We start from the raw sequence: 13,260 nt of genomic DNA, 5'->3' as shown, positions 1-13,260 counted from the left end.
GTTTTTCTGGGCTCGCCTGGCATGTCACTAGGTGGATTTTCGAAAACCCACTTCGGCTCAATCCGCCCTACCTTGTAGTCTGATTGCTGTGAATAAAGGTTCGACGCTGTTCAAGCTCTCCGTTGCCACTGTGTTGGCAGCGTTGATTATGGCCAGCGCCCTCTTTCCTCTTGTGGGCGGCTCGGCCTACCTCGTTGCGCGCACGGCTGATGAATTCGCGTCGGCGTCGCGGTCGGTGATTTCTAAGGACGCACCGGGGGTCACCACTATTACGGATCGTAATGATCAGCCAATTGCGTGGCTCTATGATCAGAGGCGGTTTAATGTGCCGTCGGAACGCATCTCGCCAGCTATGAAGGACGCGCTGGTCAGCGTGGAGGATAGGCGCTTTTATGAGCACTCTGGTGTGGACTGGAAGGGTACTGCTCGTGCGGCGGTAAAGAACTTCATGTCTCAGTCGGTGCAGGAAGGCGCCTCCACGATTGAGCAGCAGTTGATTAAGAACCACACGCTGCTCGTGGACGCGCAGTCGGAGTCGGAGCGCCGCGCTGCTACTGCCACGGATTATGGCCGCAAGATCCGCGAGATTCGCATCGCGTTGGATCTGGAAGATGAGCTGACGAAAGACGAAATTCTGACTAAGTACCTGAACTTGGTCCCCTTCGGCAATGGCGCTTTCGGTGTGGAAGCTGCAGCTCAGACCTACTTCGGCATTCCCGCGTCCGATCTGAATGTCCCGCAGGCCGCTCTGCTCGCGGGCATGGTTCAGCAATCTTCCGGGCTCGATCCGTATACAAATCCGGAAGGTGCGCATGCACGGCGTAACGACGTGCTTGCGGCTATGGAATCCACGGGGGCAATTGGCCCGCAGGAGGCTCAGGACGCCAAGGCAGCTGATCTCGGTATTCTTCCGGAGCCTCAGCGCCTGCCGCAGGGTTGCATCGCGGCGGGCGATCGCGGTTTCTTCTGTGACTATGTGGTCTCTTACCTGGAGAACCACGGTATTGATGCCGAAAAGCTGAAGCGCGGTAGCTTCCATGTGAAGACCACACTGGACCCGCGTGTGCAGGACAGCGTGCAGGAGTCTCTGCGTCAGCAGGCGTCACCGACGGCGGATGGCGCAGCTGAGGTTATGAGTTTGCTTGAGCCTGGGGATGACTCCAGGAAGTTGCTCGCGATGGCGTCGTCACGCGTATACGGCCTCGATGCGGAGCAAATGCAGACCGTGCAGCCGCAGCCATTTACGCCGGTAGGCAATGGCGCAGGCTCGATTTTTAAGATTTTCGCGGCGACGTCGGCAGTGGAAAAGGGGCTGGGTATTGACACCCACTTCCCGGTGCCACGTCGTTATGAGGCCTCCGGGCTGGGCACCGGTGGCGCAGAGGGCTGCCCGCCGGGCCTGTACTGCGTGGAGAACGTAGGCAGTTTCCCGCCGTCGATGTCACTGCGTGAGACGCTCGCGCGATCGCCGAATACTCCTTTTATTCAGATTTCGGAGCTGGTCGGCGTTGATGGCGTGATGGACATGGCGGTACGCCTGGGCATGCGCTCATACACGGAGCCGGGCAGTTTTGATGGTGAGTCCTCGGTGGCGGACTATGTCTCGGAGCACAAGCTCGGCTCGTTCGTGCTGGGGCCGACGTCAGTGAATAACCTTGAGCTGTCCAATGTCGCTGCCACCTTGGCCAGCAATGGCCGCTGGTGCGAGCCCTCTCCAATTGAGTCGATTACGGACTCCAAGGGCAATGCGGTCAAGCTGAATGTGCCACCGTGCGAGCAGGCAGTGGAGCCGGGGGTCGCGCACGCGATTGCTAATGCGCTCAGCAATGACGCCACCGATGGCACGGCGAAGGATGCCGCGAAAGAGCTGAATTGGGGCGGCCCAGTCGCGGCTAAGACCGGTACCACCGAGTCGAACCAGTCCGCGGCATTCCTGGGCTTCACCGGCGGTCTGGCCGGATCGGTGTACGCCTACAATGACACCCCGACTGTCACGGAGCTGTGCACGTCACCGCTGCGCCAGTGCCCGAGCGGCAACCTCTTTGGTGGTCGTGAGCCCGCGCGGACATGGTTCGGCGCAGTCGGCCCAATTATCGAGGACTACGGCGGAAAGAATCTCCCCCCATTGGATTCGGACTACGGCCTGGGCACCTCTATCACCCAAATGCCGAATGTGGTGGGCATGCAGAAGGCCGAGGCTCGGGAGACCCTTAAGAAGGCTGGCTACAAGGTAGAGGAACGTACAGTGTCCCACACGGGTGAGTCGCGCGGAATCGTGGTCGGACTGGATCAGCCACCGCTGCTTCTCAAGGGTGGCACCGTCACAATCCGCGTGGCCGATGGCACGCGTCGTCCGACCCCGCCACCAGCGCCGTCGCCGCGACCGGAGTCGACGACGCCCCGACCGGATCCGCTACCGCAGTTCCCTCGGCCAAACACTCCGCCGGCGCCGAGTTTGCGGGATCTGATTCCGCTGCTGCCGTTCTAGAAGCTGCCGGTTTAAAAAAATGGCCGCGGCAACTTGCTAAAAGTCACCGCGGCACTGGAAAGAACCCCGAAGGGTCGTGGTTAGCCCTGCAGGGCAGCCTTAACGGCCTCGGAAAGCCGCTTGCCATCGACCTGGCCAGCGGCCTTTTCCTTAGCCACCTTCATAACCTGGCCCATAATCTTCATGCTCGGCGCGTCATCGCCAGCAACCTCGGCCACGGATTCTGCGACGAGGTTCTTCACGGCGTCGTCGTCAAGCTGTTCCGGCTGGTAGCGGGCGAAAACCTCTGCTTCGGCGAGCTCGGCGTTGGCAAGTTCCTGGCGGCCGTTCTCGGCGTACATCTCAGCGGACTCGCGACGCTTCTTGACCTCCCGCTCAATCACACGCAGCACCTCGTCATCGGTGAGCTCGTGCTTGGAGCCGGAAACCTCCTCGGTCTGGATGGCGGCCTTCAGCATGCGCAGCGCCGCAACGGTTTCCTTGTCGCGGGCCTTCATCGCGGCGGTCATATCGGAGACAATTGTGTTCTTCAGTTCACTCATACGCCCTAGATTACCGCTGTAGTTGATAGTGTCTCTGTCATGACATCGCGCGCTTTTTCCAACCAAATTCTGCGGTCTGCCGCAGCTCTCGCCACGCTCGGCTTGACGACGTTCCTCTACGCGAACCAAATCGAATTGCGTGCATTTAAACTCCACCGTGTGCAAGTTCCCGTGCTGGCACCCGGCACGCTCGCCCGGGTGGGAAAGCGCGAGGGTGAGCCTTTCCGGATTCTGCATGTCTCCGACTTCCACATGCTCCCCGACCAGAAGTTGAAGCAGAAGTGGGTTGCCAGCCTCGATGCTCTGAACCCTGACCTGGTGATTAATACCGGCGACAACCTGGGCAGCGACAAGGCCGTCCCCAGTGTCCTCGCAGCGCTCGGCCCCCTGCTGAACCGTCCGGGTGCCTTCGTGTTCGGCACGAATGACTACTTCGCGCCGCGGCCTGTCAACCCGTTGAAGTACCTGACGGGCAAGAAGCGCAAGCCCTCGCGCGTAGAGCTGCCGTGGCGCGGCATGCGCGCTGCGTTTATCGAGCACGGTTGGCAGGATGCCACCCATGCCCGGCTGGAGTTTGTGGCGGGTGGCGTGAAGGTGGCGCTGTCCGGTGTAGATGACCCTCATCACGAGTTGGAGGATTATTCGCAGATCGCCGGTGCTCCGAATGCGGATGCCGACATCGCTATCGGCCTGTCGCACTCGCCAGAGCCCCACGTGTTGGATGCTTTTGCGGAAGACGGCTACGACCTGGTGCTTTCTGGTCACACACACGGTGGCCAGGTGTGCCTGCCCGGCGGGAAGGCCATTGTGACCAACTGCGGTATCGACCGCTCGCGGGCCTCGGGGTTGTCGCGCTGGACCGAGAAGACATGGCTGCATGTCTCCAATGGCCTTGGCACTTCCCCTTACGCTCCGGTGCGCTTGTTCTGCCGCCCATCCGCGACCTTGATTGAGGTTGTGGAGCGGGATTCGTAGTTCGTAGTCCGTCGGGGTGCAGTTCGTAGTTTGTAAGGGCGCGGCGGAGACCGCGGCTTGTTCCCACAGCCCGTTAAGCAGGCGTTTTGCATTCTGACTCAGCGTCGGGCTAAAGTAAGTCCTCGCAAGCACAGCACTGAGACGTATGTTCCCAGTTCGTGTCTGCGGCCTCGGGGTATGGCGCAGCTTGGTAGCGCGCTTCGTTCGGGACGAAGAGGCCGTGGGTTCAAATCCCGCTACCCCGACCAAGTAAAAACCCTCTCTCACCTGGAGTTATCCAAGTGAGGGAGGGTTTTGTCGTATCTCACGAACTCCGAAAATTTCACTATTATTTCACTATTGCTTCGGAGTTGATCAAAAGATTCATTCTCGACGCCACATCGTCGAGGTCGGTATCAAACAAATCGGCATAGGTGTCCAGGGTCATCGCTGCACTCTTGTGTCCAAGCATTCGCTGCACGGTTTTCACGTTGGCACCTGCTGACACTGCAAGGCTTGCCGCCGTATGTCGAAGATCGTGGAGTGTAATCGACGGAAAGTTCTCATGCTCCTTGGTCTTTCGTAGTGCTTCGAGTGCTGGCTGCAGCTGGCGCGGCCTGTAGCTATCACCGCGAAGAAGTCGTCCTTCTGGAGAGGTGAAAATCAGTTCATCTTGAGCCTTGCCTTCGCATGCATCTCGGAATACCTCCAAAAGAACCCCTGGGAAGGGCACTGAGCGTATTTCATGGCTTTTTGGTGTTCCTATCCCTACCCGACCTTTCAGTCCCTTAGAAACGGTCTGGAAGATGTTTAGCCGTTTAGTCTCCAGGTTTACTGCAGCTGGAGTGAGGCCTGCCATCTCACCCCAGCGGAGGCCGGTGTATGCCAGGACGCGGATGAAGTTGCCGCCGTAGTGAATCTCGTCGGCCAAGGCTTCAACTTGAGTGACCGTCAAGTAAGGGCGCGGCCTTATTTTTCTAGGTGGTGCCGACACATCGGCGCAAGGATTGACTCGCAGTCGTCCATCATCGATTGCGTACTGGAGCACCATTCGCAGGACGCCAAGAGCATTTTCGATCGTCTCAGCACCGATGTCATTCTCCCGGAGGTCTGCGACCCACTGGAGAACATCCGACCTCCTGACCTCTGCAAGAAGGGCTGACTCCCATCGGGGTGCAACATGCACCCGCCAGGTGACTTCACGAGTGTTTTGAGTCGATTCTTTGAGATGGACTTGAGTGCGCTTCCACTCTTGGTGAACCTCGCCAATTGTCTTGTTGGAGCGCCTCGAGGAGACGTATGTTCCATCGCTGAATTGGATGATTAGGGACTCTTTGTATTCGTCTGCTTCTTTGCGGAGTGTGAAGAGTTTTTGGCGTTGTTTGCCGTCGTTGTCGATCCATCGGACTGCATATTTCTTACCTTTGCCTGCCACGCTGGAGGGTGTGCCGTCTTTGTTTTTCCAACGGTTGATGACTTGGGCGTTGCCAGCGTGTCGTTTTTGCGTCACTAGTTTTCCGCCTGACCTTCACTCAAGTCATCAAGCTTTTCGAGAATCAGTAATGGCTGCTCGCCCATCACAAGCAGTTCGTCAGCAACCTCTCCGACCGTCTTTTGCAGGTTGCGCATTTTCTTTGTGTTCTTACCGCCGACAATCGCATTCAGGTCTTCCAGAAGTGGCTCCACCAGTGGTAATTGCTTAACTTCTCGGATTGCGACCATCAACCCTCTGAAGGCATCACCGACTTCGTCGAACCTGTTTGCAAGTGCTACCAAGTCGCCACTTAAGCCTTCGGAAACTGTGTGCACGTTGACGAGCATCCGCCTTAGAAGCTCAATTTCATTGACTTTTGTGGGAACTAGATCAGCGAGGTCGATAGAGAGAATTTTCGTCAGCACTGCAGCTTCAACGAAGCTGATTCCGCGCTCGCCTCGCTCAAGTTTTGCGTAGGCCGACGCGCCCATCTCCACGCCGTATTCGGCCATTTTCTCGACGACGTCGGACTGCTTAAGTCCGTCTATTGACCTTCGTGCTGACCTGATTCTTCGAGCCAGCTCAAGACGTAGGTCATCTGCAAAGTTTTTGTCTCCCATGGATTACAGATTGCCATGAGTTTCCCCTATCGCCAATAGCAGTCGATTATCGCCATTGTCGATTTGGGCTTGCCAACGAACCGAGCACATGCTAGCGTCAATATTGTCGTTAACCGCCAATGTCGATTGGAGACACCATGAACCTATCCACCGCCCAGGTATCCGCAAAAACCGGCATCCCAGAAGGCACGCTCCGCTACTGGCGAGCCCAAGGCCTGCCACCCAAGAGCTTCAACCTTGGCCGCAAGGTCTTCTACCGCGAAGAAGACATTGACCAGTGGCTCACCGACCAGTACGAAACCACCGTCGTCGGTAACGACGCCGCCTAACCCAAAACAGGAGAACAACAGTGACCACACCACACCCATTCGATGACCTGGTCGACATCGCAGAGTCAATGATTTTCACCAGGATGCCAGACCGAAGCTTCGAAGGCGCAGCATGGGAAGGCGAGCTCATCAGCGACCTTGCCAGCGCGCTCAAAAGCGACCTCGCCTACATTCAGGCCGAAGCGCTTTCCCGCAGCTTTCAGCAGGTAGCCGACAAGCCACTCCCAGCCCCAGAGAACCAGACCAGCGCCGACAAGATGATTTTGGGAACCATCGCTCGCGAAATCACGCCGGAGTTCCTCGCCAAGATCGCCTTCGACAGCGCGATGGCAATCCTCACCACACAAGGCGAACTGGTCATGCAGGTAATCGCCAGTCATGCCACCAGGCAGGAATAAGAAAAGCGCCTTACCACCAAAGCAGTAAGACGCTGATCTAAACCCAAAGCACCAGAGAAAGGAGTTCAACAGTGCAGAACCATTCTAACACGAATATCGAACACAATTCCGAGCGAAGGGCGGATGTTAAATCGAAAAGGCCACGTCGCCGGGCTGCTCACCTCCCACAGCTCGAGACCGAAGAAGGGCTCACAACCAAGTGCGGCCACTTCATCCGCAAGCAGCACATCGCCCATGTCGGCAACCCAGCCAACCGCCCTGAGTACTACGAGTGCTCGGCCTGCTACGCCATCGACGCCGCAGAGAAGGAGCTGGAGCGAGACCGCACCCTTCTCCTGCTCGCAGTCATCCACGACCTCTCAAGCAAGGAGTCGTAACCAATGCCTGTAATCATCTGCGACCAGCTTCTCGAGCAGGCCGACGAAGTACTCGTCTTCGACATGACAGACCTTCTCGGCCGCCTAGATTGCAGCGATTTTCCACACCACCGCCCTACCCAAGTAGCGGCCTAAAACCCGGGTGTGACGAAAGTCCGTGACGAAACATCACGGCATCCCGGAACGGTTCACTGACGGAGTTCGATTCTCCGACCGGGAGCAGGGATTGAGCTTCCGCAATCCCCCTTCAAATCAGATGCAGACTCCAAACTTTTTAGGAGGATTGGTGAGTTCATTCTCACAGAAGTCCAGCTACCGAGGCACACAGTTCCTCTCTGCGGTTCTTGATCTTGCCCCCGGCCTTCGCCGGCAGGCGCTGGAAAGCGTCGAAGCGGAAGACTTCACCACAGAACCTTTCCGAATCGTCTATAAAACCATGCTGGCGATTCCCGGCCTGGACACTATCGATGGTCGCGTAGCACTCGGCATAGCCCTTCAGGATCGGTCTGTCGCCAACGGTTCCTTGAATGGGGAATTTGGCCGTGGAGTTCAGCTTGCACTCCTGGATATCGCTACTGATCAGTCCACTGGAGACATGGCATTTCCGCTGGCTAAGCGCCTTCGTGAAGACAGGTTCCGTGCCGAGACTTGCGCAATCTTCACCCGTCTTGCCAAGGAAACGAAGACCGCGCCGCTGGCGACCATTCAGACTTCACTCCAAGAGATTTATCAACCAGAGATTGACCTGTTTGTGCGTATCGAGCACCCACACCGCCGCCTGAAGAAGGTGGCCTAAAATGACCGCCCCAGATTGTACACCGAAGACTGTCTTTAATCTTGTCCAGGCCTCGACAGTGAAGTCGAAGCGCACCCAGTGGCTCGTTGAAAACATGATCCCGTGGAATGGACTTACTCTTCTCGGAGGTCGTGAAGGTGTCGGTAAATCAACGATTGCATGCGCGTGGGTTGCAGCCGCCACCCTTGGCAACCTTGATAATAAGGAACCTCTAAACGTCATCTATTTGCACACCGAGGACAGCCGCGAAGCAACGATTGTTCCCCGCCTCCGAGCTGCCGACGCAGACCTTGAGCGCATCTACTTCCTTGATATCGAACTCCAGTACGACGGCGAAGACCCCATCGAATCCGGCCTCGTCCTCCCCGCTCACTTTCCCCACCTTCGCCAAGTAATCGAAGACAACGACATCGGCATGATTGTCCTCGACGCCGCGAAGTCGGCAATGGCCTCCAGCATCGACGGCAACCGCGATGAGTCCGTCCGCCGCATGCTCGACCCAATGAACCGGATTGCCGACGAACTAGGGTGCGTCTTCCTTGGATTAGTTCATTTCGGTAAGCGAGAGTCCGCAGACACAGGAAAGCTGATTACCGGCTCGATCGCCTGGAGCCAAGTGGCACGCTCTGTTATCGCAGTTGCCAAGGACGAAGATGGCAAATTGCTTGTTTCTACGACGAAGCACAATCTAGCTCCGCATGCCGTCACTCTCGACGCGCATATCGAGCCCGCTGACGTCCTCATCGAAGGCGAAACCGTTCCCGTCGGCAAGGCTGTTTTCGACGGTGTCTCTAATCGAAGCATCAGCGACCTTCTCGCACCTGAAGATTCCGACGTTGACAAGATGGATCGCACCGATTGTGAGGTCTGGCTCGAAGACTTCCTCGAAGGCAAGAACGGGGTGCCTCGCCAGCTTGTCTTAGAGGAAGCGGCCAAGGCTGGCTTCAAGGTTGCTAAGACTGTCCAGCGTGCTTTTAAGCGTCTCGGTGGTGTCTCTGATTACACGCAGACTAAGCCTCGAACCGCACTGTGGTCACTGCCTAGCCGGGACACTGTGTCTCCCAATGCGTATAGGGGTGTCCCCGCTGTCCCTACTGTCTCTGACCTGCATAAATGCAGTGTCCCCACTACAAATAGTGGAAATCATGGTGTCCCTACTACAAAAACCACACCTGACCAGCGAGAACATCTTGTAAAAAGCGCCCTGAACCCTAGTAGGGACAGTAGGGACATGCGTGTTAAGAGGTCGGTCAATCCTGACGTGTACTCGGCCATTCTCTCTTCTCTTAGCCCAGAAGTAGGACTCTCCAAGCGAGCGCTCACTGGCTCAATCCCCACAAAGCTCGACCCCGAGAACAACCTCGATCCCGCCTTGAAGCATCTCGAAGAAGACGGTCTCATCGTCCAAGACTTCAAGGGCAACTACTACCTACTAGCGCAAGGAGCCAAGTAGCCGTGAAGCGTCACTACGTCCGATGCCGTTCCCTCAACAAGCGGAAGAAGATCAGTGTCCTCCTTAAGCCCGACGAAGACGAAACGGGCATGTGGTTCCTCGGAATGCCTGGAGCCGCTGTCCTACTCACAGAAGACCAGATGATCCAGCTCGGAAACACCATTGCCGACCTACTGGAGGCCGACGAGTGAAGACACCACCGTTCCCGAAGGTTAGGCGCCTCCCGGCAACCCTCATCCCCATCCGAGACGAATCACTGAAAGGAGCCGCATGCGCAGGACACTCACCACTGTTCGACGCCGACATCCACGGCGAAACGAAGGAGCAGCGCGAAGCCCGCCACCACCAAGCCCGCTCAATCTGCCGCCGCTGCGAAGTTTTCACGCAATGCACTGCGACAGCCGGGAAGCTTCCACGCGATCATCGACGCAATCTGTGGGCAGGAATTCTGCTCGACAACCACAACACTAAGTAAGGAGACACAATGACTGAAGACCACCAGGAACCACAGGACACCAACCAGGAGACCAACACCCCAATCCAGGAGGCTGACACCCCCACCCCACAGCAGGACACCCCGGCAGCCCAGGAAGCCGAGGACACCTCCACCGACCAGGACTCCCATATCGCAGAGCTGGAAAAGCGCCTCAAGTCCGCCAACAGCGAAGCAGCAACCCGACGCCAAAAGCAGCGCGAAGCTGAAGCCCGCATCGAGGAGCTGGAAGCCGAGGTCGAACGCATCCACCAAGAGCGCCGCGAAGAACTCATTGTCCGCCACCTCGACCGCATCGGATTCCCCACCGCACCACGCGAGATGTTCCCAGGGCAAGGACCTCTCGAAGACATCGAGAAGACTGCCAACAAGGTTCAGGGTATCGCCCTTGACCTCATCAGTGATTGGCTGGAGTGGGATCGCAGCGACATCGTAAACGCACTGAGGAACCGAGGCTTCCGTCCGTCCGACGCTGCGCAGGCCGTTGCGAATATCCACTTCCTCGCCGAGATCGGATTCGACCGCAACCCAGACTGGGAAACCATCAACGAAGCAATCAAGGCATATCGCGAGAGCATCCCATCCGAGCCACGCTTCTCCGGCGAAATGCCATACGACGGTTCCCCCTCCACCCCGTCCAGCCGCGTCATGACCGTATTCGACAAGAATCGGTAATTATCACAACTACGTGATATAATCAACACATAAAGTCTATGGCACCCCAGGTGGGTGCATAGCACCCCGATACTCCCAGGTGGAGAATGCACAACCTGGCCGAACCAGGCGCATTACAGAAACACAGTTTTCCATTCTCACCTGAGGAGTATCTTTCTATGTCCACCCCGAACAACACCCCAACCGAAGGCACCCCTGCCCCGGCAATCCTGGCATCCCCGCTTGTCTCCGCCGACACCCCCATCTCCTTCGCCCCAGACACCGTCTCCTACCAGCCGCAGGAACTGCTCGACACCGCCCTGATTAACCAGGTCGGCACCATGATTACCCTGCCAGCCACCGACCGTGAGACCGTCCGCGTCCCACACCTCGACGGCACGCCACCAGTCGGATTCGTCGCCGAAGGCTCCGAGATCCCACTTGAAGAAGCATCGCTGGCAGAAGTCCAGCTCAAGACCAAGAAGCTCGCAGCGCTCCACCAGTTATCCAATGAGCTGCTGGCACCAACCCAAGGCCAGCGTCGCATCACCGAAGAAACGATGTATCGGTCTCTCCAGTCCGGCATCATCCAAGCAGCTGACAAAGCATTCGTGACCAACAATGATGATGTGCTTCAAGGCATTGGAGTCATGAAGGGCATCACCAACGCAGGCACGCTCGGAGACTCACTCGACCAGTTCATCGACGCAGTTGGACAGGTCGAAGCTGAAGGTGGCAAGGCAGACGAAATGTTCGTCATCGGCAATCCACTCGATTGGGCAGCACTCGCAAAGCTCAAGACTGCAGCAGACTCCAATCAGCCACTGATCCAGACAACCTCGCAAGACGATATCCGACGCCGAAACGTCGCCGGAATCCCCTTCATCGGAAGCCGCTACCTAGACAAGGGCAAGATCATCATCGGCGACAAGTCCAACGTCCTCACCGCCGCGACTGCCACCACCCTCGACGCCGACACCAGCACCCTCTTCCGATACGACTCCACCCTGCTGCGCATCAAGCTCCGCATCGGATGGACAGTCCTCAACCCCAAGCGCATCGCCGTCATCACAACCAAGTAAGGAGTACACCATGCACCCACTTTCCAACTACCACGAATGGTGCCGACAGATCAGTGAAATGAACGACATCATCACCGACCTGCGAACCGCCCCCACCACCGACCACCGACTCATCCTCGACGCCATGCGACTCCGCATGCAGATGACCGAACGCCGCGACCGCATCGGCCACGAAACGCACAACAACCAGCACTAACAGACCCAGGGGAGCACCCCCTCCCCCAAGGCTTCTGTCGCCCGGAAGGCAATGACGCTCCGGGTGCGCCTGGGTCAGGGATTTTCGAGGGAAGGTTTTTTACATGGCGGACATGAATGCGAAGTCTGAGTATGAGGCTGCTTTGGTGCAGCAGATTGACCAGTTGTCGGAGACGATTGGTGTTTTGTCTGAGGCTGTTCGGGAGTCGCCTTTGGTGGTTGGTTCCCGTAAGCAGCCTGTGGTGAATCCAGCTGCTCGGGAGTTGGCTGGGCTGCATCGAACGAAGGCTGATTTGGAGCGGAAGCTGTTGAGTTGCCGTAATCCGTTTATGCGGGTTTAGGGGGTGTTGCAGGAGGCTCTGTGAGCGGTTGGAGGGTGTTTGGGTATGTGCTCTTGCCCTTTAACCGCTTAGAATTGATTTGCGAACAGGGCTTTTGCAGCGTCTCGCATGTTTAAGCGATTTCAGCTTCCTGTGGATGAGGCTGGACATGTCATCGGGTGTCGCGATCAACATTGCCGTGAGCTTTCTTTGGGTAAAAGTAAAACCTCACTGCCGTGACGCGGGGAGGGGGGGGGTAAGCGTCGCTGGTAGTCAGTGAGGTCTTTGCCCTTTTTGAGCTCTGCTAGCAAGAGCGTTTCCTAGGGCATCTTTAGATTAATCGAGTATACGGATTGATGCGCGTCGAAGAGTGTTACACCTCAGCATCTTCCTAGTGAGTCCGACTGCGATATTTCACTATAATTTCACTATTGCAGTGACTCTGGCCAACATTGCCAATCTACTAAACGCTTTTGACCAGCATTGTTAATCACTGCCAACACCATCGGCACTCATCGTTTACCCAGTTAGCATAGTTCGGGACGAAGAGGCCGTGGGTTCAAATCCCGCTACCCCGACCAAGTAGAAACCCTCTCTCACCTGGAGTTATCCAAGTGAGGGAGGGGTTTGTCATTGGCTTCTGGGCCTACTTTTCGCCGCCGTTCAGGGTTGATAGCCAAAGAGCGTGTCTGACTCTCAAGATAGCGACTAGTCAGACCCCAACCGCGGCAGCACCACAGCCCGGGGTTACGGGGTTACGTGGCAAAACTGTCAACCCGAAAACTCAGGGGCTGCAAATGTGAAACTGTCTGAGTTTATGACACTTTCAAGCCATTTTTCGGGCCATTTTTGACATAAACGCAGTCAGTAACTCTCATCGCCCCCAACACCATCTGACATAAACGCAGTCAGTAACTAGGATCGACGCGCCGTCCATCACTCGTTCCTATGTATTTTTACTACTGGATTCACAGAGCCTTTCCCCGCTCCCCCAAATGCCCCTTTCACCCCGCGTGGAGCAATTTCGTGGCTGTTAGTCTGTAGAAGTACGAACCTTTTTAACAGCAATGTGAAAGTAGCCCCCA

15 protein-coding genes and 1 tRNA gene are annotated in these 13,260 nt (G+C 56.9%); 13 read left to right on the top strand and 3 right to left on the bottom strand.

Annotated elements, in window-relative coordinates:
* Positions 1-79: 79 nt before the first annotated feature.
* The gene (locus EGX79_01295; GenBank protein AYX82668.1) at positions 80-2,488 is read left to right on the top strand and encodes a PASTA domain-containing protein; all 2,409 of its coding nucleotides are present in this window, start codon (positions 80-82) and stop codon (positions 2,486-2,488) included.
* A gap of 80 nt (positions 2,489-2,568) precedes the next feature.
* Here the strand turns inward: EGX79_01295 and EGX79_01290 are convergent, their stop codons facing one another.
* On the bottom strand, positions 2,569-3,030 hold the full coding sequence (locus tag EGX79_01290; GenBank protein AYX80938.1) for a GatB/YqeY domain-containing protein: 462 nt from the start codon (positions 3,028-3,030) through the stop codon (positions 2,569-2,571).
* A gap of 39 nt (positions 3,031-3,069) precedes the next feature.
* Between EGX79_01290 and EGX79_01285 the strand changes: the two genes are divergently transcribed.
* Together EGX79_01285 and EGX79_01280 are read left to right on the top strand one after the other, a co-directional pair.
* Positions 3,070-4,005 carry a metallophosphoesterase gene (locus EGX79_01285; protein ID AYX80937.1) on the top strand — a complete coding sequence of 312 codons (936 nt, stop codon included), beginning with the start codon at positions 3,070-3,072 and terminating at the stop codon, positions 4,003-4,005.
* 171 nt (positions 4,006-4,176) lie between these two features.
* Positions 4,177-4,253: transfer RNA gene (locus tag EGX79_01280), tRNA-Pro, on the top strand.
* 80 nt (positions 4,254-4,333) lie between these two features.
* Here EGX79_01280 and EGX79_01275 read toward each other — a convergent pair.
* Together EGX79_01275 and EGX79_01270 are read right to left on the bottom strand one after the other, a co-directional pair.
* Entirely contained in the window at positions 4,334-5,494 is a 1,161-nt protein-coding gene (locus tag EGX79_01275) for a site-specific integrase (GenBank protein AYX80936.1), read from the bottom strand.
* Positions 5,494-6,078 carry a hypothetical protein gene (locus EGX79_01270; GenBank protein ID AYX80935.1) on the bottom strand — a complete coding sequence of 195 codons (585 nt, stop codon included), beginning with the start codon at positions 6,076-6,078 and terminating at the stop codon, positions 5,494-5,496. The genes EGX79_01275 and EGX79_01270 overlap by 1 nt, the downstream gene beginning before the upstream one ends.
* Before the next feature lie 137 nt (positions 6,079-6,215).
* Here EGX79_01270 and EGX79_01265 point away from each other — a divergent pair, with 137 nt between their 5' ends.
* From EGX79_01265 to EGX79_01220, 10 genes are all read left to right on the top strand, one after another.
* The gene (locus EGX79_01265) at positions 6,216-6,407 is read left to right on the top strand and encodes a DNA-binding protein (GenBank protein ID AYX80934.1); all 192 of its coding nucleotides are present in this window, start codon (positions 6,216-6,218) and stop codon (positions 6,405-6,407) included.
* 20 nt (positions 6,408-6,427) lie between these two features.
* Complete coding sequence (locus EGX79_01260; protein ID AYX80933.1) at positions 6,428-6,805, top strand: hypothetical protein; 378 nt, start codon at positions 6,428-6,430, stop codon at positions 6,803-6,805.
* A 71-nt stretch (positions 6,806-6,876) separates the two neighbouring features.
* The gene (locus tag EGX79_01255; GenBank protein ID AYX80932.1) at positions 6,877-7,182 is read left to right on the top strand and encodes a hypothetical protein; all 306 of its coding nucleotides are present in this window, start codon (positions 6,877-6,879) and stop codon (positions 7,180-7,182) included.
* A 286-nt stretch (positions 7,183-7,468) separates the two neighbouring features.
* A complete protein-coding gene (locus EGX79_01250) occupies positions 7,469-7,978 on the top strand; it encodes a hypothetical protein (protein AYX80931.1) in 510 nt (169 codons plus the stop codon).
* Between the two features lies 1 nt (position 7,979).
* On the top strand, positions 7,980-9,431 hold the full coding sequence (locus EGX79_01245) for a hypothetical protein (GenBank protein AYX80930.1): 1,452 nt from the start codon (positions 7,980-7,982) through the stop codon (positions 9,429-9,431).
* A 91-nt stretch (positions 9,432-9,522) separates the two neighbouring features.
* On the top strand, positions 9,523-9,906 hold the full coding sequence (locus tag EGX79_01240) for a hypothetical protein (protein AYX80929.1): 384 nt from the start codon (positions 9,523-9,525) through the stop codon (positions 9,904-9,906).
* Positions 9,907-9,915: 9 nt separating this feature from the next.
* A complete protein-coding gene (locus EGX79_01235) occupies positions 9,916-10,599 on the top strand; it encodes a hypothetical protein (GenBank protein AYX80928.1) in 684 nt (227 codons plus the stop codon).
* A gap of 86 nt (positions 10,600-10,685) precedes the next feature.
* Positions 10,686-11,660: a phage major capsid protein gene (locus EGX79_01230; protein ID AYX80927.1), complete on the top strand. Its 975-nt coding sequence runs from the start codon at positions 10,686-10,688 to the stop codon at positions 11,658-11,660.
* A gap of 10 nt (positions 11,661-11,670) precedes the next feature.
* Entirely contained in the window at positions 11,671-11,856 is a 186-nt protein-coding gene (locus EGX79_01225) for a hypothetical protein (protein ID AYX80926.1), read from the top strand.
* A gap of 103 nt (positions 11,857-11,959) precedes the next feature.
* On the top strand, positions 11,960-12,196 hold the full coding sequence (locus EGX79_01220; protein ID AYX80925.1) for a hypothetical protein: 237 nt from the start codon (positions 11,960-11,962) through the stop codon (positions 12,194-12,196).
* Positions 12,197-13,260 lie beyond the last annotated feature (1,064 nt).

This window comes from Corynebacterium jeikeium, from assembly GCA_003955985.1.
In the GTDB taxonomy this organism is placed as follows: domain Bacteria; phylum Actinomycetota; class Actinomycetes; order Mycobacteriales; family Mycobacteriaceae; genus Corynebacterium; species Corynebacterium jeikeium_D.
This window is presented reverse-complemented; position numbering and strand designations above follow the sequence as displayed.

Excerpts from the sequence above, each read along its gene's own strand:
- EGX79_01290 (AYX80938.1), bottom strand. The coding sequence starts at position 3,030 with ATGAGTGAACTGAAGAACACAATTGTCTCCGATATGACCGCCGCGATG.
- EGX79_01285 (AYX80937.1), top strand. The coding sequence starts at position 3,070 with ATGACATCGCGCGCTTTTTCCAACCAAATTCTGCGGTCTGCCGCAGCT.
- EGX79_01270 (AYX80935.1), bottom strand. The coding sequence starts at position 6,078 with ATGGGAGACAAAAACTTTGCAGATGACCTACGTCTTGAGCTGGCTCGA.
- EGX79_01265 (AYX80934.1), top strand. The coding sequence starts at position 6,216 with ATGAACCTATCCACCGCCCAGGTATCCGCAAAAACCGGCATCCCAGAA.
- EGX79_01245 (AYX80930.1), top strand. The coding sequence starts at position 7,980 with ATGACCGCCCCAGATTGTACACCGAAGACTGTCTTTAATCTTGTCCAG.
- EGX79_01235 (AYX80928.1), top strand. The coding sequence starts at position 9,916 with ATGACTGAAGACCACCAGGAACCACAGGACACCAACCAGGAGACCAAC.
- EGX79_01230 (AYX80927.1), top strand. The coding sequence starts at position 10,686 with ATGCACAACCTGGCCGAACCAGGCGCATTACAGAAACACAGTTTTCCA.
- EGX79_01225 (AYX80926.1), top strand. The coding sequence starts at position 11,671 with ATGCACCCACTTTCCAACTACCACGAATGGTGCCGACAGATCAGTGAA.
- EGX79_01220 (AYX80925.1), top strand. The coding sequence starts at position 11,960 with ATGGCGGACATGAATGCGAAGTCTGAGTATGAGGCTGCTTTGGTGCAG.